This is a genomic window from Methylotenera versatilis 7, from assembly GCF_000799165.1.
Classification (GTDB): Bacteria; Pseudomonadota; Gammaproteobacteria; order Burkholderiales; family Methylophilaceae; genus Methylotenera_A; species Methylotenera_A versatilis_A.
The window spans coordinates 26,159-43,460 of record NZ_JUGF01000003.1; the positions used below are offsets into that span (position 1 = coordinate 26,159).

General features: G+C 44.6%; 14 protein-coding genes and 1 tRNA gene. All 15 read left to right on the plus strand.

Annotated features, from left to right (window positions below):
- The first annotated feature begins 32 nt into the window (after positions 1-32).
- The 15 genes from K370_RS11345 to nuoH all read left to right on the plus strand — a co-directional run bounded on the left by K370_RS11345 (position 33) and on the right by nuoH (position 17,300).
- Positions 33-530, plus strand: coding sequence for a hypothetical protein (locus K370_RS11345; protein ID WP_047542036.1), 498 nt, complete (start codon positions 33-35; stop codon positions 528-530).
- On the plus strand, positions 520-2,250 hold the full coding sequence (gene recJ, locus K370_RS11350; protein ID WP_047542038.1) for a single-stranded-DNA-specific exonuclease RecJ: 1,731 nt from the start codon (positions 520-522) through the stop codon (positions 2,248-2,250). The genes K370_RS11345 and recJ overlap by 11 nt, the downstream gene beginning before the upstream one ends.
- A gap of 8 nt (positions 2,251-2,258) precedes the next feature.
- Positions 2,259-4,145, plus strand: a complete 1,887-nt coding sequence (locus tag K370_RS11355) for an autotransporter assembly complex protein TamA (RefSeq protein ID WP_047542040.1) — start codon at positions 2,259-2,261, stop codon at positions 4,143-4,145.
- Between the two features lie 38 nt (positions 4,146-4,183).
- Positions 4,184-7,534: a translocation/assembly module TamB domain-containing protein gene (locus tag K370_RS11360; protein ID WP_047542186.1), complete on the plus strand. Its 3,351-nt coding sequence runs from the start codon at positions 4,184-4,186 to the stop codon at positions 7,532-7,534.
- 122 nt (positions 7,535-7,656) lie between these two features.
- On the plus strand, positions 7,657-8,460 hold the full coding sequence (gene tpiA, locus K370_RS11365; RefSeq protein WP_052185267.1) for a triose-phosphate isomerase: 804 nt from the start codon (positions 7,657-7,659) through the stop codon (positions 8,458-8,460).
- 103 nt (positions 8,461-8,563) lie between these two features.
- Positions 8,564-8,962: a preprotein translocase subunit SecG gene (secG, locus tag K370_RS11370; protein ID WP_047542042.1), complete on the plus strand. Its 399-nt coding sequence runs from the start codon at positions 8,564-8,566 to the stop codon at positions 8,960-8,962.
- Positions 8,963-9,006: 44 nt separating this feature from the next.
- Positions 9,007-9,091 (plus strand) — tRNA-Leu (locus K370_RS11375).
- 149 nt (positions 9,092-9,240) lie between these two features.
- Positions 9,241-9,597 carry an NADH-quinone oxidoreductase subunit A gene (locus tag K370_RS11380; protein WP_047542044.1) on the plus strand — a complete coding sequence of 119 codons (357 nt, stop codon included), beginning with the start codon at positions 9,241-9,243 and terminating at the stop codon, positions 9,595-9,597.
- Between the two features lie 21 nt (positions 9,598-9,618).
- Positions 9,619-10,095: a NuoB/complex I 20 kDa subunit family protein gene (locus tag K370_RS11385; RefSeq protein WP_047542045.1), complete on the plus strand. Its 477-nt coding sequence runs from the start codon at positions 9,619-9,621 to the stop codon at positions 10,093-10,095.
- A 35-nt stretch (positions 10,096-10,130) separates the two neighbouring features.
- Entirely contained in the window at positions 10,131-10,739 is a 609-nt protein-coding gene (locus K370_RS11390; protein WP_047542047.1) for an NADH-quinone oxidoreductase subunit C, read from the plus strand.
- Positions 10,739-11,992: an NADH-quinone oxidoreductase subunit D gene (locus tag K370_RS11395; RefSeq protein WP_047542049.1), complete on the plus strand. Its 1,254-nt coding sequence runs from the start codon at positions 10,739-10,741 to the stop codon at positions 11,990-11,992. The genes K370_RS11390 and K370_RS11395 overlap by 1 nt, the downstream gene beginning before the upstream one ends.
- A gap of 18 nt (positions 11,993-12,010) precedes the next feature.
- On the plus strand, positions 12,011-12,484 hold the full coding sequence (gene nuoE, locus K370_RS11400) for an NADH-quinone oxidoreductase subunit NuoE (RefSeq protein WP_047542051.1): 474 nt from the start codon (positions 12,011-12,013) through the stop codon (positions 12,482-12,484).
- Between the two features lie 50 nt (positions 12,485-12,534).
- The gene (gene nuoF / locus K370_RS11405; protein WP_052185278.1) at positions 12,535-13,824 is read left to right on the plus strand and encodes an NADH-quinone oxidoreductase subunit NuoF; all 1,290 of its coding nucleotides are present in this window, start codon (positions 12,535-12,537) and stop codon (positions 13,822-13,824) included.
- Between the two features lie 3 nt (positions 13,825-13,827).
- Positions 13,828-16,272 carry an NADH-quinone oxidoreductase subunit NuoG gene (gene nuoG, locus K370_RS11410; RefSeq protein ID WP_047542055.1) on the plus strand — a complete coding sequence of 815 codons (2,445 nt, stop codon included), beginning with the start codon at positions 13,828-13,830 and terminating at the stop codon, positions 16,270-16,272.
- Positions 16,272-17,300 carry an NADH-quinone oxidoreductase subunit NuoH gene (gene nuoH, locus K370_RS11415; protein ID WP_047542057.1) on the plus strand — a complete coding sequence of 343 codons (1,029 nt, stop codon included), beginning with the start codon at positions 16,272-16,274 and terminating at the stop codon, positions 17,298-17,300. The genes nuoG and nuoH overlap by 1 nt, the downstream gene beginning before the upstream one ends.
- Positions 17,301-17,302: the final 2 nt, after the last annotated feature.

A 17,302-nucleotide genomic window follows, 5' to 3' on the forward strand; every position in this document is an offset into this window, starting at 1 on the left:
GGATTGAAATTATTCAGTGTTAAAATCACTGCATGCTCGACTTTATAAAAAAACTATTCCAACCGGCTATACCCAACGCGGCGCTAGCCTGGCAACAGGCGGGCAATGATGCTGGAAGCGCTTATTGGCTTTACGCCGCGCCGGTGCATTTGGTCTTGCAACGTGATAGTTTTAGTTTGGCAGATCCTGTGCCGCTAGTGCTGGAGCAATCAGAGATAGAGACGCTGACAGTGGATTTGAATACACATTTTGCTAGTGACAATATGCAGTTTTTTTGGCACGAAGATAAGTGGTTTTTGCGTTTACAGCAAAATCCACAGATTCAAACAACGCCTCCGCAATTGGCCATTAATAAAAATATTGCACATTTTTTACCCACAGGTATGGGCGCAATGGATTGGGCAAGTTTCCAGAACGAGTTGCAAATGTTGTTATTTGCGCACCCTGTTAATGCCACGCGTGAGCTTAAACATTTAGCCTTGGTCAATAGTATCTGGTGTTATGGCGGCGGACAAATAAATGCAAATTAAGACACGTCAATTTAATGCTGTGGTGGCCGATACATTGGCTGCAATCGGCACCAACCCCTTGCTTGCAAGGCTATTTGCAGCGCGCGGCGTGATGAATCAAAGTGAATTGGAAATCTCACTCAGCGGCATTATTCCGCCAGAACGACTAAGCAATAATACGCAAATGGCCAAGTTACTGGCAGATGCCATTATCAGTAATAAAAAAATACTGGTGATTGGTGATTATGACGCAGATGGCGCAACTGCCACGGCTGTTGCCGTGAAAGGCTTGCGCCAGTTTTGTCGAATATTGGCATCGCATGCGCAAGTGGATTTTTTGGTGCCAAATCGTTTTGAATATGGCTATGGCTTAACGCCAGAAATTGTGCAGCTTGCTTATGAACAAGCACAACACCCTGATATTCTGGTCACGGTAGATAATGGTATCGCCAGCGTAGATGGTGTGTTGACTGCAAATCAGTTAGGCATGCAAGTGCTGATTACCGACCATCATTTACCTGGTGACACAACGCCCGCCGCAGCTTGTATTGTGAATCCGAATCAGCATGGTTGCGATTTTCCCAGCAAAAATTTAGCTGGTGTCGGCGTGATGTTTTACGTGTTATTGGCTTTGCGCGCCGAATTAAGAAACCGTGGCGCATTTGCAGGTAAGACCGAGCCGAATTTAACCGAACTGCTGGATTTAGTCGCCTTAGGCACGGTGGCCGATTTAGTTAAGCTGGATGCTAATAATCGTATTTTGGTTGAGCAAGGTTTGCGCAGAATTCGTGCAGGTGTTTGCAGTGCAGGTATTACCGCATTATTACAAATCGCGGGTAAGTCCCCGGAAAAAGTCATTGCGCAAGACTTGGGTTTTTACGTAGGACCAAGACTGAATGCGGCTGGTCGCTTAGATGATATGCGTATTGGCATTGCCTGTTTGCTGGCTGAAAATGCCGCGGATGCCATGCAAAAAGCAGAAACCTTGCAGGCCTTGAATATGGAACGTCGCAATATTGAAGCCGATATGCAAGATAGCGCGTTAACGACCTTGGATGCGATTGATGTCAGCCAGCAATTCAGTATCAGCATGTTTAACGCAGATTGGCATCAGGGCGTGATCGGTATTTTGGCTTCGCGCTTGAAAGAGCGCTATCATCGTCCCGCCATAGTTTTTGCAGAAGCTGGTGATGGTTTGTTGAAAGGTTCTGGACGCTCAATCTCCAGTTTGCATTTGCGCGATGCTTTAGACTTAATCACCAAACGCCAGCCAGATTTAATTATCAAATTTGGCGGACATGCTATGGCGGCTGGGCTGAGTATTAAGCAAACAGATTTTGCTGTGTTTCAAAAAGCATTTGAAACGGTGGTGCGCGAACTGTTAACCGAGGCGGATTTGCAAGCGACAATTGAAACCGATGGCGGTTTGCAAAGCAATGAAATCAATCTGGCAACCGCTCAGCTATTATCCAAACAAGTGTGGGGGCAGGGTTTTAATCAACCTTTATTTTTTGACAGTTTTGCAGTGATTAACCAACGTATTGTGGGTGAAAAACATTTAAAGCTATTGTTACAAAAAGACCAAAAACGCTTTGATGCGATCTACTTTAACCATCATGATGACTTGCCTGAAAAAATTGAGGCAGTTTATGCATTAGAGGCGAATGAATATAAGGGTTTGCAGACAGTGCAGTTGCAGATAAAACATGTCGAGTTAATAGGCAATAACGCATCAAAATAGGTACGTATATGGCTGAATCTTGGTACGTTGGATTGGTGAGTGATTCGTTGAGTTTTTCAAAAAAATCTTATTCAACTACCTTACAGTTTGCAATTGGCCTAGTGGCATTTTGCTGTGTTTTTAATGCGCAGGCTGCTGAAACAAATGCCGAAGTAAGCACTAAAGCAATCGCTGAAACAAATTATGCCGTTGAGATTACGTTAACACCGGATGTCGTGTCGGCTGCAGAGCAAACATTGCTTACCGATTTACTGGATAAGCATCTTGAAATCATTAAATGGCGCAACAATCCAAAAATGTCGCCGATAGAGTGGCAGCGAATTTATCGATTAACACCCAAAGCAATCACAGATTTATTGGCGACAGAAGGTTATTTCTCACCAGAGATCCAGCCTTCAATTGAAAAAGTGGGCAATATAGCGCAGGCAAGGTTCTTAATCAATCCGGGTAAGCCAGTTTTGGTAAGTGCGGTCGATTTAAAATTCAGCGGCAGTATTTTGCAGCAAACGGATGAGGCGGCTAGTGAGGTCTCTAGGCAAAAAATTACCATCGCGCAACTGCAACAAGATTGGCTATTGCAGACTGGCGCGCAATTCAGGCAAGAAAATTGGAATCAGGCAAAGCGGCGTTTACTGATTGGTTTGTTAGTCAGGCAATACCCAAACGCTACGATTAAATCCAGCAAAGCAGAAGTGAATCCAGATTTTCATTCAGTTGCTTTGCAGGTAGAGATAGACAGTGGCAAGAGCGTGCAATTTGGCGAACTGCAAATTGAAGGTTTAACGCGTTACCCAGCCAGTATTATTGAGAATCTAAATCCCATTAAGCCCGGCAGTACATATAGTCAATCCAGATTGCAGCTATTTCAATCACGTTTAGAAGAAAGCGGTTATTTCCTTGGGGTAGAAGTAACCGCAAATACACCAACTGCGGATGCGGATACTGCGCCCGTTAAAGTGGTGGTGCAAGAAAATCAATCCGTTAAAGTAGGTATTGGCGCTGGTTACAGTACAAACACTGGCGCGCGTGCGCAATTAAGCTATGATGATTTGAATTTATTTAATCGCGGCTGGCGCTTAACCAGCAGCTTAAAGCCAGAGCAGCGAGCGCAGTCATTAAGCGGTTTAATTCGCTTGCCGACTGATGCTGACGGTTACCGCGATAGCATGAATGCGGGTTTGGAGCGAAAAGTGATTGAAGGCCAAATTACCACATCAGGCCAGGCGGGCATTAATCGTAGCTGGGGTCCGCGCAGAACCGAGCAAACCGTTGGTGCTGGCTATTTGATTGAGCATCAGGAAATTGATGGGGCAGAATCTTCCACCAAAAAAGTAGCGACGCTTTCTTATGGCATTACGCTACGACGCACGGATAATGACCGTAATCCAACGCGCGGCTATTTGTTCAATGCACAATTTGCTGTCGCACCGCTTGAAACGCTTTCAGATGGGCGTTTTTTACAAAGCTACCTAAAAACGCAAGGGTATTATCCTGTCACCGATTCAACACAATTAATCGCACGTGCAGAAATCGGTATGGTCAATGGTAAAAATAGTGCGCCCGCTGCATTTTTATTCCGTGCCGGCGGCGATCAATCGGTACGCGGTTACGCCTATGAGAGTTTGGGCGTAACAGAAGGTGATGCGATTGTCGGCGGGCGTTATTTGGTGACGGGCAGTGTAGAAGCGATTCAATGGTTAACTAAACAGTGGGGAGCTGCTATTTTTGTCGATTTTGGTAATGCGGCCAACACGCTGCAAGATTTAAAACCGGTATATGGCTACGGATTGGGTGCGCGCTGGAAAAGCCCGATTGGCGCAATCGGTGCAGATATCGCCTATGGCGAAGCGACAAAAGAATACCGCTTGCACTTTAACTTGGGCGTTGCCTTTTAATTGATGTGGTGCATTCTAAAAATGAGGAAGCTGTTTTAATGCTACGCCATTACATGACTGCCGTGATGCTGAGCGTAAGTATGCTGCTTTATACGCCTGTACAAGGCGAAATGACCATTAGCGGTAGTTCTAATTTGGATACGCTGAGCTACGATTTAGATAATATTCATCTGAAATTAGAAAAGCTGGAATCGCGCTGGCAGATTTTTCCGCTAGATAACAAGCTTTCTGTGGATAAACTGCGTGCACGGCGTTTGACTATCACGATGCGATCTGCGGCAAAAAAAGCGGGCGATTCCCCATTGCCAGCGCAAATTAAGCTGCCTTTCCCTATTAAGGTCACGCAAGCAGAAGTAGTTGAGTTGGTGATTATTACCCCAACAGAGCAACATATTTTAAATAATGTGCAATTTGATATTGAGGCCGATTCTAAAACGATTCAACTAAACAGGTTAAGTGCTGGCACGCCATTTGGCCAAGTGGATGCTACGCTTAATTTGGGCACTGCGAACCCATTTGTATTGACTGGAGCAGTGAGCATTAAGCAAGCAGGTATCAAAGAGGTTAGTATTGAGAAAGATACTTCTAATAAAACAAGCACTGATAAAACCACCGCATCAATGCCTTATGATGTAAAAGTGAATCTATTGGGCGATTTAAAACAATTGCGATTTGAATCTGCAATCATGCTGGCTTTGCAGAATGATCAGTTGGCGTTATTGCAAGCGGATAATCAAAACGAGAATGTTGCTGCAAAAATCCAGGTGATGGGTGAGCTTGGGTTGGCGGGTGAATATCCGCTAAAAATGCATGCACAAATTAATGAGTTTCAACCGGAGCGTTTAGGCAGTTATCCAGCAGGACTGTTAAATTTAGATTTAAATCTGCAAGGCAATCTATCGCCAGAGACTAATTCTACTGGCTTGCAAATCTTGTTGTCGGCAAAAGATAGTTATTTGCAGGTAAAAAATCAGCGCCAGCCTTTAATCACGGAAGGCAGAATGACTTTTGTAAATAGCCATTTACAGGATATCGATTTTAAAGCCAAGATTGCCAATAACAGCCTAAGCGCTAGTGGTAATCTTGGTGCGCCAGAAAGCCAGCTGTTGTGGCATGCGGATTTGCCTGACTTAACGACACTGGGAGAGCAATTTTCGGGCGAAGCGCATATTAATGGCACGCTTGCCGGTGTTTTTGAAAGTCTGGCATTAAGTGTTGATTTGTCGGCACAAAAACTCAAGTTACCTAACAATATAAAACTAGATAAGCTGGATGGAAAAGCCACGCTGTTGGCTGGTGCGCAGGGAAGTGCAGATGCAACACTCAATGCGACAGGCCTAAAAGTGGCGCAAAATTCAGTATTAAATGCCAGCTTTACTTTGCAGGGTACGCGTGCGCAACATCAGATGAAAATTCAAGCACTTGAAACACAGCCATCCACGTTGGATGCGAACAATCGGTTGCAGTTCGAAGCTACGTTGGCAGGCGGTTTGGATGCTGGACAATGGCAAGGGCTCATTCAAACGCTGAGTTTAAAGGGCGAAACGCCAATTACTCTTCAAGCACCGGCAAAACTAAGCCTTACCAGCCAAGACATTGCTTTAGAAAACGCTACTTTGCAATTAGCAAAAGGCCGCGCTGTGATTGATACACTGAATGCTGGCAGCAAAGGTTTTATCAGTAAAGGCAATCTAAGTAACCTTGCACTGGATGATATTCCGCCAAGTTTGTTTCAACTGCCAGCACACTTACAAGGCAATCCTGTTTTTTCTGCCAAATGGGATGTTCATGCGGTAGAGGCGGTTAATGGCAGTGCTATTTTCAATCTGGAATCGGGTGATTTGAGCGTTATTACCAATGGTGTTGCAAAGCCGCTAGGTTTACAAAATGCTAAAGCAGAACTGAAGTTGAATAACAATAAAGCCGACTTTGTCATGCAGCTTAAAGGGCAGCAGTTAGGTTATGTTGATGCGCAGGCCAGCACGATGCTGACAAAAGTTGAATCAGGCTTTGCGCTGATGGCGAATGCGCCGCTTACACTATCTGGCGCTGCCCAACTCAATACGCTGGCTTGGCTGCCAGTGTCGGCTTCGTTGGCAGATGCCAGTTTGGACGGCGTTTTGAGCTTAACCGTAAACGCGGATGGCACTGTGCAAAAACCGAATTTACGCGGCAGTGCTATTGGCAAAAATATGCAGTTTACTCTGCCGTCACAAGGGGTGTCGCTGACAGACGGCACTTTGGATGCAGTATTTGAAAATGATGAATTGCGTATTACGCAGGCTGCTTTAAAAGGCGGGGCGGGATATTTACGTACAACTGGCACGCTGCAAATGGAAAACAAGCAGCCTAAAATAGCACTGGATTGGGTTGCCGAACAATTTACGGTTATTTCTGGGCCAGATAGGTTGTTAATATTAGACGGCACAGGTAAAACGACATTGCTTGAGGGTTTGTTTTCAATCTCCGGTGACTTTAAAGTGGCAAAAGGCTTGCTCGCGTTACCGGATGACAGTGTGCCGACGCTTGCTGATGATGTGGTGGTGCTTGGACAGGTTGATACAACAGAGTCGGCAGTGAAAGTGTTATTGAGTGGTTTGCGGATTGATTTGGGGGATGATTTTAAATTGCACGGACGCGGATTGGATGCACAGCTTTCCGGCGCTGTTACCTTGCTAGGCTTAACGCAATATCATCCACACGCTGAAGGTAGTATCAGGGTTCAGAAAGGCACTTATATGGCTTATGGCCAGATTCTGAATATCACACGTGGTGTGATCAGCTTTAGTGGTCCTTTAGATAATCCGGGCTTGAGCATACGGGCAATGCGCAATGCGGTCAGTGATAGTGCCAGTTTGATCACAACGAATGCAGAAGCAGTCAATAACACAGGTGAAATCACGGGAAGTAATTTCAGCCAAACCACATCCTCCAGCGTGCAAACCGTGAACGCAGGGGTGGAAATCACCGGTAGTGGATTAAATCCTAGAGTCCAATTGGTATCGGAGCCAAATGTACCGGATACCGAAAAGTTGTCTTGGCTATTACTGGGTCACGGTACAGAGCAAGCAGGTAAAAATGATTTTGCCATGCTTTCGTTAGCTGCAGGTGTGATGTTGTCAAACGGTGACTCTATGCCATTACAGACAAAGCTGGCGCGTGCGGCAGGGCTGGATGAGTTTGGTTTTTCTGGGTCTGATGCTGAAAGCGCATCGTTGACTTTTGGCAAGCGACTGTCCTCTCAGTTGTACCTCAGCTACGAAAAAAGCGTGAGTGGTTTATTGGATGTCGCCAGACTGACTTTTAATATTACCCCGCGCTGGGCCTTGCAAGCGGAAGCCGGTACAGAAAGCGCGGTGGATGCTTTGTATACGTTTAGATTTAAATAATTTATGTAGCTAATGAACATTATAAGGCTGACTGGCCTAATTTAGCTGAATAAAAGCATTAACTTAGCGTTGACCATACTAGCTTGCACGCGTAGAATTCGCGGCAATTCTTAAGGCATTTTATGAGTCAATTTGCACCACAATCTCTCGCAAAAAAACCAATGCTTGTCAAAAAAATAGTTGTTGCCAATTGGAAAATGCACGGCAATCTCAAGCAGAATCAAGCTTTGTTGGCAGATTATGTTGCGCTGCTTTCCGATTTAAAGCAGTCGCAAGTGGTTGTTTGTGCGCCTTATCCTTATCTTGCACAATTGCAAAGTCTGTTACAGCATACCAATATCGCCTGGGGCGCACAAAATCTTGCTAAAAATGCAGAAGGCGCGTTTACCGGAGAGGTAAGTGCAGCCATGTTAAAAGATTTTGGCTGCCAGTATGTGATTATTGGGCATTCAGAGCGGGCAACCGCCTATTGCGAATCCGATGAAAATATAGCGCAAAAGTTTTTGCAGGCAAAACAGCATGGTTTAACGCCCATTTTATGTGTGGGTGAAACATTGATCGAGCGCGAAGCTGGTGTGATGGAACTGGTCGTCGGCAAGCAGCTTGATACCATCATTAAGCTGCATAGCGCGGCTATCTTTGCCGACAGTATTATCTCGTACGAGCCGATTTGGGCGATTGGTACAGGGCTGGCAGCCACGCCTGAGCAGGCAAAAGCCATGCATAAATTTATTCATCATAAGATTGCAAGTCTGGATAAAGATGCGGCAAGCCGCTTAAAAATCCTCTATGGGGGAAGCGTAAACCCGCAAAATGCGGTACAATTATTCGCTGTACAGAATATTGATGGCGGGCTGGTTGGTAAATGCTCGCTTGAGTCGCAGGCGTTTGAAAAAATATGCATCGCGGCTGAATTGGCAACTTAAAACTTGCAAGGCATAAAGATCATAATAAACGTATCTTAAAATAACAGTTGGTTGCAGGTGAATACGCCTGCTTTAATGCAAGCCACTTTTTGGAATTTGTTTGATGGAAAATTTGATTACAGTTGTACATGTTTTAGCAGCAGCAGGCGTTATCGGCTTGGTATTGTTGCAGCACGGTAAAGGTGCTGATATGGGTGCAGCATTTGGTAGTGGCGCATCCGGCAGTCTGTTTGGGGTGAGCGGCTCATCTAATGTTTTAAGTAAATTAACAGCGCTTTTCGTGATTATTTTTTTCAGTACAAGTATGACGCTTGCCTATATGGCGAGCCATCGCGCAGGAAGCAATAGTAGTGTGATTAAAGTGCCTTCAAATGCATCCGTCATTAATTCAGATGCTGCAAAGCCTGATGCAGCTAAATTGCAGGAATCAACACCAAGTGCAAGTGGATCTAAAGCTGATGATGCAGCTTCAGGTAATACTGCTAAGGATGTGCCAAATTAAATTTCAGGATTGTTTTTAAATTAATAATAAATCCTTGAATAATTGCCGTCGTGGTGGAATTGGTAGACACGCTATCTTGAGGGGGTAGTGACGAAAGTCGTGAGAGTTCGAGTCTCTCCGTCGGCACCAATAAGGTATCAAGTTAATAAGTCTTAAAAATAAATAGTATTAAAATAATAAACAAAATGCTGTTCTAAAAAAGTAGTGAATTGTTTTGATTGTTAAGCCAAAAGCGAAACATTCAAAGATCTGTAGTAAAACCTTGTTAGGAAGTTTCTGTGCTGGAAAATTACTTTCCAATCTTGTTGTTTATCTTAGTGGGCCTTGCTGTAGGGCTTGGGCCACTTGTCCTCGGTAAAATCGTTTCTCCCCATAAGCCAGATAGTGAAAAGAATTCGCCTTACGAGTGCGGGTTTGAAGCTTTTGAAGATGCGCGCATGAAATTTGATGTGCGTTATTACCTGGTGGCCATTCTGTTTATTCTGTTCGATCTGGAAATTGCATTTTTATTTCCTTGGGCAGTTGTATTGCAAGAAATTGGCTTAGCTGGTTTTTTAGCCATGATGCTGTTCTTATTAGTGCTGGTCGTCGGCTTTGTGTATGAGTGGATGAAAGGCGCCCTTGAGTGGGATTAAGTCAATGGGATTGATTCAGTCATGAGTATTGAGGGTGTTTTAGAAAAAGGTTTTGTCACCACTACGCTGGATACGGTGATTAACTATACGCGTACTGGTTCATTGTGGCCGATGACGTTTGGTTTGGCGTGTTGCGCGGTTGAAATGATGCATGCTGGCGCTTCGCGCTATGATTTGGATCGATTCGGTATTGTGTTTCGTCCTAGTCCAAGGCAATCGGATGTGATGATTGTTGCGGGTACTTTAGTGAATAAAATGGCGCCAGCCTTACGTAAAGTATATGACCAAATGGCTGAGCCGCGCTGGGTGATTTCCATGGGTTCGTGTGCAAATGGCGGCGGTTATTATCACTATTCTTATGCGGTTGTTCGAGGTTGTGATCGTATCGTGCCAGTAGATGTTTATGTACCAGGATGCCCACCAACGGCTGAAGCCTTGCTGTACGGTATTATCCAGTTACAGAAAAAAATCAGACGTACGAATACAATTGCTAGGTAAGCGTAATCACTAGGTAATCTTAAGAATAAAACATCATGTCTACCAAACTCGATCAATTATCGGCTCAACTAAAACTTGCTTTAAGTGGACTCGTAACGCAATTAACCGTTGCCCTAAATGAAGTTACGATTGAATGTAATGCGGATGACTATCTGGCGGTGTGTAATAAATTGCGCGACCACGGTGAGCTTAAATTTGAGCAGTTAATCGATTTGTGTGGCGTAGATTATAGTCAGTATGCGATTGAAGACTATGCTGATGTGCAATGGGCTGGCAAGCGTTATGCAGTTGTATTACATTTGTTGTCCATTAGTCTGAACCAGCGAGTACGTTTGCGCGTGTTTGCGCAGGATGATGACTTCCCCGTGCTGCCCACGCTGGTTGATGTTTGGCCTGTTGCAAATTGGTTCGAGCGTGAAGCTTTTGACTTATATGGCTTAATGTTTGAAAACCACCCAGATTTACGTAGACTTTTGACCGATTACGGATTCGTAGGACATCCATTCCGTAAAGATTTCCCTATGATTGGTAATGTGGAGATGCGTTACGATCCTGAGCAGCAGCGTGTCATTTATCAGCCAGTTTCTATTGAGATGCGTAACAATGTGCCGCGTATCATTCGCGATGAAGGGATGCATAAGTAATGGCTGAAATTAGAAATTACACCATGAACTTTGGACCGCAGCATCCTGCGGCACATGGTGTTTTGCGCTTAGTATTAGAGTTGGATGGCGAAGTCATTCAGCGTGCCGATCCGCACATTGGTTTATTACATCGCGCGACTGAAAAGTTAGCCGAAAATCGTACCTATCTGCAGTCGATTCCCTATATGGATAGGCTGGATTATGTATCAATGATGGCCAATGAGCATGCCTACGTGATGGCGATTGAAAAAATGATGGGTATTGAAGTGCCGATTCGTGCGCAATATATCCGTGTGATGTTCGATGAGATTACCCGCGTTTTAAATCATCTGCTGTGGCTAGGCGCGCATGCACTGGACGTTGGTGCGATGACGGTGTTTTTATATGCATTTCGTGAGCGTGAAGATTTATTCGACTGTTATGAAGCAGTTTCCGGTGCACGTATGCATGCGACGTATTATCGCCCAGGCGGTGTATATCGTGATTTGCCGAATCAAATGCCGCAGCATGAAACTACTAAATTCCGCAGTGCAAAAGAGATTAATAAACTGAATGAAAACCGCCAAGGTTCATTTTTAGATTTCATTGAAGATTTTACGAATCGCTTCCCGACTTATATCGATGAATATGAGACGCTATTAACCGATAACCGTATCTGGAAGCAGCGTACAGTTGGTGTTGGTGTGGTTTCGCCAGAACGTGCTTTAGCGCTAGGCTTTACCGGTCCTATGCTGCGCGGCTCTGGTATTGAGTGGGACTTGCGTAAAAAACAGCCTTATGAAGTCTATGCAAATTTAGATTTTGATATTCCAGTAGGTGTTAATGGCGATTGTTATGATCGTTATTTGGTGCGTATGGAAGAGTTCAGGCAATCGAATAACATTATCAAGCAATGTATTAACTGGCTGCGTGCGAATCCTGGCCCTGTGATTACCACCGATAACAAAGTGGCACCCCCAGATCGTGAAGGCATGAAAACCAATATGGAAGACATGATTCACCACTTTAAATTGTTTACAGAAGGCTTCCATGTGCCAGCAGGTGAGGCGTATGCGGCAGTAGAACATCCAAAAGGTGAGTTTGGTATTTACATGGTTTCTGATGGGGCGAATAAACCTTACCGTTTGAAAATTCGTGCGCCAGGTTATCCACATCTTGCAGCATTAGATGAAATGACAAGAGGTCATATGATTGCAGATCTGGTGGCTATTATTGGCACGCAAGATATTGTTTTTGGAGAGATCGACAGATAAAAATCTGGCAGATAGCTTATGTTAAGTAAAGAATCCATCGAAAAAATAGATTACGAACTCACCAAATATCCTGCTGATAAACGTCAGGCAGCGGTAATGAGTGCGCTGCGTATCGTGCAAACGGAGCGTGGTTGGTTATCAAAAGAAAGCATGACTGAGGTGGCTGAATATTTGCGTATTCCTGAAATCGCGGTCATGGAAGTAGCCACTTTTTATAATATGTACGATTTAGAGCCCGTTGGAAAATACAAAATCAGTATTTGTACCAATATTTCATGCATGTTGCGCGATTCTGATGCCATTGTGACGCATCTGCAAAATAAACTGGGTGTCGGCTTTAATGAAGTGACGCCAGACGGAAAATTTTGTTTGAAAGAGGGCGAGTGCATGGGAGCTTGCGGCGGTGCGCCTTTGTTGATAGTGAATAATCATACGATGCATGAGTTTTTAACCGTAGATAAAGTAGATGCTATTTTAGAGGAGCTAAAGTAGTGGTAACTGGTGCGAAAACTAGCGTAAATACAACAGCGAAAAAACCTGTGATGACTGATTTAAAAGGTCAGACCTTACTCACTTTACGCTCATTAAATGAAGAAAATCCAGCTTCACTGGAAACTTACATCAAGCTTGGCGGTTATGCTCAACTTAAAAGAATCGTTACTGAAAAAGTAAAAGCAACCGATATTATTACGCAAATTAAAACCTCTAATTTACGTGGTCGTGGTGGTGCAGGTTTCCCCACAGGGCTTAAGTGGAGTTTTATGCCACGTTATTACGACGGCACCAAATACCTGGTTTGTAATACCGATGAAGGTGAGCCAGGAACATTTAAAGACCGCGACATTATTCGTTACAATCCGCACCAGTTGATTGAGGGTATGGCGATTGCCGCATATACATTGGGTGCGCGCGTTGGGTATAACTATATCCATGGCGAAATCTGGCAAGATTACGATATTTTTGAAGCGGCGCTGCATGAAGCCAAAGCTGCGGGCTATTTAGGCGAAAATCTCTTTGGCAGCAACTTTAGTTTTGATTTGTACGCTGTGCATGGATATGGGGCTTACATTTGCGGTGAAGAAACCGCATTGATCGAATCTATTGAAGGTAAAAAAGGCCAACCGCGCTTTAAGCCACCATTTCCAGCCAGTTATGGTGTATTCGGCAAGCCGACCAATGTCAATAACACAGAAAGTTATACCAGTATTCCTTGGATTTTGCAGCATGGAGGCCAAGCATTTGCCGATTTAGGTGTGCCTAATTCTGGCGGTACAAAATTATTTTCAATTTCTGGGCATGTGGAAAAGCCGGGCAATTATGAAGTGAAAATGGGGATGCCATTTGCTGATTTATTGGCATTGGCTGGCGGTATTTGGAAAGGTCGTCAATTAAAAGCGGTGATTCCAGGTGGTCCATCCACAGCAGTGATGACAGCAGAAATGGTTCAAAACGCAACCATGGATTACGACGGATTAAGCAAGGCAGGATCTAGCTTGGGCGCAGGGTCGATGATTGTGATGGATGACACGACTTGCATGGTAAAAACGCTTAAGCGTTTATCTTATTTCTTTTATGAGGAAAGTTGCGGCCAATGCACACCTTGCCGCGAAGGTACTGGCTGGGTGTATCGCGTTATCAGTCGAATCGTTGATGGCAAAGGCAAAATGGAAGATTTGGATTTGTTAACGGATGTGAGCAATAATATTTCTGGCCGTACGATTTGTGCGTTGGGTGATGCTGCTGCGACCCCTGTATTGAGCTTTATTAAACACTTCAGACCTGAATTTGAGTATTACATAACCCATGGTAAAAGCATGGTGGATGGAAGATAACGTATGTTACATATTGAAATAGACGGCAAGCCACTAGAAGTCGAACACGGCAGCACAATTATCGATGCGGCTGATAAAGTCGGCATTGCGATTCCGCGTTTTTGTTATCACAAAAAACTATCGGTAGCCGCTAACTGCCGCATGTGCCTAGTGCAGGTTGAAAAGTTTAATAAACCACTGCCAGCTTGTGCGACGCCAGTGGCGGACGGCATGAAGATTTTCACGCGCAGTAAAGCAGCTGTTGAAGCGCAAAAAAGCGTCATGGAATTTTTGCTGATTAATCACCCATTAGATTGCCCAATTTGCGATCAAGGCGGTGAATGCGATTTGCAGGATATTGCAGTCGCTTATGGCGCTAGCGGTTCGCGTTATGCGGAAGAAAAACGCGTTGTTTTAAATAAAAATATTGGCCCGTTAATCAGTACCGACATGACACGTTGCATTCAATGCACCCGTTGCGTCCGTTTCTTAAAAGAAGTTGGCGGTATGCAGGAGCTTGGTCTTGTTGGCCGTGGCGAACATGCGGAAATTACTGCTTACGTGGATAAGTCGGTTAACTCCGAGTTAAGTGGCAATATCATTGATTTGTGTCCTGTCGGCGCATTAACCAACAAACCGTTCCGTTATTCAGCCCGTAGTTGGGAACTGACTCGTCGCCCCAGTATCGCACCGCATGATGGTTTGGGTTCGCACATTGAAGTGCATGTAAAAGATAACAAAGTCATGCGCGTACTGCCACGCGAAAAAGAAAGCATTAATGAATGCTGGTTATCTGATCGCGATCGCTATTCTTATGTTGGGTTAAACAGCCCTGACCGCTTAAAAGTGCCGATGATTAAGCACAATGGTACTTGGGTAGAAACTGATTGGAAAACAGCTTTAGAGTTTGCAGCTGGTCAAATCAAAGACATTACCAATCAGCATGGAGCTGATTCACTGGGTGTATTGGCTTCGCCCAATAGCACGATGGAAGAAGGCTATTTAATCAAACAGTTAGCCAACGGTTTAGGTTGTGGCAATGTGGATTATCGCTTGCGTCAAACCGATTTTAGGTTAGATGGCAAGCGCGTTGGTATTCCTTGGATGGGTTGCAATATCCAGGAAATTGAAGAGTTAGATCGCATTCTGATTATCGGCTCTAATTTGCGCAATGAGCATCCATTATTAGCACAGCGTTTCCGTAAAGCGGTTGCCAATGGTGCGGAGTTATCGGTTGTGAGTCCGCTGGATAATGACCCATTAATGAAAGTTGCACACAAAGTGATTGTGCGTCCGAATGATATGGTGAATGTACTGGGTCAGATTTTAAAAGCCATGTCTGGCTTACAACGATTATCGCTTTGTCTGCCGCCTTCATTAAATGCGTTACTTGAAACTATTACGGTGCGCCCAAATACGCAAGCCATGGCTGAAAGTTTGGCAGGTTTAGCTGGGCCTGATGGATTGGTGGATTTAGTCGCTCCAAAAGTAGGGCTTTTCATCGGAAATATGGCGTTAAGTGATCCACGCTTTACCGAGATGTATAGCATGATGGAAGCTATTGGCGGCATTTGCGGTGCCAAAGGTGGCATATTGCCGGCGGCTGCAAATAGCACGGGTATGCACTTCATGGGTGTGATGCCAAATGCGACTGGCATGCACGCGCGTGCGATGCTGGAGGTGCCGCGTAAAGCTTATTTGCTATTGAATGTTGAGCCTGAACTGGATTGCCAGCATGCAGCTTTAGCTAAAGCTGCAATGGCGCAAGCGGAGTGTGTTGTTGCATTGACGGCGTATAAATCGGAAGCATTAGAAAATGCAGATGTGTTGTTGCCGATTGCACCGTTTACTGAAACCTCAGGCACGTTTATGAGTATGGAAGGGCGCGTGCAAAGCTTTTCTGCGGTGACTAAACCGCTTGCTGAATGTCGCCCAGCTTGGAAAGTTTTGCGTGTTTTGGCGAATACCTTAGGATTGGATGGCTTTGATTTTGACAGCAGCGAAGCCGTTAAAAACGCCATATTTAAAGGTGAAAAACCATCAACTGTGGTGTGGCGCAACCTGAATAATAATTTAAAAGAATTAGTTGAAATTGAAGTGAATATCAAGTCGGATGGCTTGCAGCGCATTGGCGAAGTGCCACAATACGAGTCTGACCCAATAGTACGCCGCTCTGTGCCGCTTCAAAAAACCAAATATAACATCAGGCCAATGGCGCGTATGCGAGCAGAACAAATGGCCCAGTTGGACTTGGTTGAAGGTGACATTGTATTGGCTACACAGGATAAAGGTAGCGCAGTGTTGCAGGTGAAGCTGGATAATCATGTGGCAATGGGTTGCATACGGATTGCGGCATCACATGAACAAACTATAGGTTTGGGTGATTTAATGGGTGATATTACGATAGAAAAAACCAGCAAAGAACTTTATAAACCATACGAAACCACCATGCTGAAAGTGGTGGCGTAATGGATTTTCTGGCGAATTTATTTGGTAGCTATTGGCCGGCAGTTCAGTTAACAAGCTGGACCTTGATTAAGATTATCGCCATCGTATTGCCGTTAATGATTGCTATCGCATATTTAACCTTGGCTGAACGCAAAGTGATTGGTTTCATGCAAGTGCGTATTGGGCCGAATCGAGTGGGTTATTTTGGCTTGTTACAACCACTGGCTGATGGGGTGAAGCTATTATTCAAAGAGATTATTCTACCCACGGCTTCAAATAAAACCTTGTTTTTACTCGGCCCAGTGTTAGCCATTGCACCGGCATTTGCCGCCTGGGCAGTCATTCCATTTGATGCTACCTTGGTTCTGGCGAATATTGATGCTGGGCTGCTGTATATTTTGGCGATGACTTCAGTCGCGGTTTATGGCGTGATTATCGCGGGTTGGGCATCTAACTCTAAGTATGCATTTTTAGGCAGCATGCGCTCTGTAGCGCAGATTGTGTCTTATGAGATTGCCATGGGTTTTGCGCTGGTAGGCGTTTTAATGTGCGCTAACTCGTTAAACTTAGGCAAAATTGTCATGGGGCAGGCGGGCGGTTTTTGGCACTGGTATTTCATCCCATTGTTTCCTTTATTTATTGTGTATTTTATTAGTGCTGTGGCTGAGACTAATCGCGCACCGTTTGACGTTGCCGAAGGCGAGTCAGAAATTGTTGCTGGTTTCCATGTGGAATATTCGGGCATGGCATTTGCTATCTTTTTCTTGGCGGAATATGCGAATATTTGGCTAGTCTGTGCGCTTGCCGCGACCATGTTTTTAGGCGGCTGGTTGTCACCTGTGCCATTTTTGCCGGATAGCATTTTATGGTTTTTAGCTAAAATGGGTGCGCTTGTATTCTTCTTTTTATGGTTTAGGGCAACGTTTCCGCGCTATCGCTATGACCAGATTATGCGTTTAGGCTGGAAAATATTTATCCCCATTACATTGGTGTGGATTATATTTGTAGGCGCAATGATGCAGACTTCATTGGGGTATTTATTCCACTAATT

Bases quoted from the DNA above. Each gene is read 5' to 3' on its own strand.
- K370_RS11395 (WP_047542049.1), top strand. From the start codon at position 10,739: ATGGCTGAAATTAGAAATTACACCATGAACTTTGGACCGCAGCATCCT.
- nuoE (WP_047542051.1), top strand. From the start codon at position 12,011: ATGTTAAGTAAAGAATCCATCGAAAAAATAGATTACGAACTCACCAAA.
- K370_RS11360 (WP_047542186.1), top strand. From the start codon at position 4,184: ATGCTACGCCATTACATGACTGCCGTGATGCTGAGCGTAAGTATGCTG.
- tpiA (WP_052185267.1), top strand. From the start codon at position 7,657: ATGAGTCAATTTGCACCACAATCTCTCGCAAAAAAACCAATGCTTGTC.
- nuoH (WP_047542057.1), top strand. From the start codon at position 16,272: ATGGATTTTCTGGCGAATTTATTTGGTAGCTATTGGCCGGCAGTTCAG.
- nuoG (WP_047542055.1), top strand. From the start codon at position 13,828: ATGTTACATATTGAAATAGACGGCAAGCCACTAGAAGTCGAACACGGC.
- K370_RS11355 (WP_047542040.1), top strand. From the start codon at position 2,259: ATGGCTGAATCTTGGTACGTTGGATTGGTGAGTGATTCGTTGAGTTTT.
- secG (WP_047542042.1), top strand. From the start codon at position 8,564: ATGGAAAATTTGATTACAGTTGTACATGTTTTAGCAGCAGCAGGCGTT.
- K370_RS11345 (WP_047542036.1), top strand. From the start codon at position 33: ATGCTCGACTTTATAAAAAAACTATTCCAACCGGCTATACCCAACGCG.
- K370_RS11385 (WP_047542045.1), top strand. From the start codon at position 9,619: ATGAGTATTGAGGGTGTTTTAGAAAAAGGTTTTGTCACCACTACGCTG.
- K370_RS11390 (WP_047542047.1), top strand. From the start codon at position 10,131: ATGTCTACCAAACTCGATCAATTATCGGCTCAACTAAAACTTGCTTTA.
- nuoF (WP_052185278.1), top strand. From the start codon at position 12,535: ATGACTGATTTAAAAGGTCAGACCTTACTCACTTTACGCTCATTAAAT.
- recJ (WP_047542038.1), top strand. From the start codon at position 520: ATGCAAATTAAGACACGTCAATTTAATGCTGTGGTGGCCGATACATTG.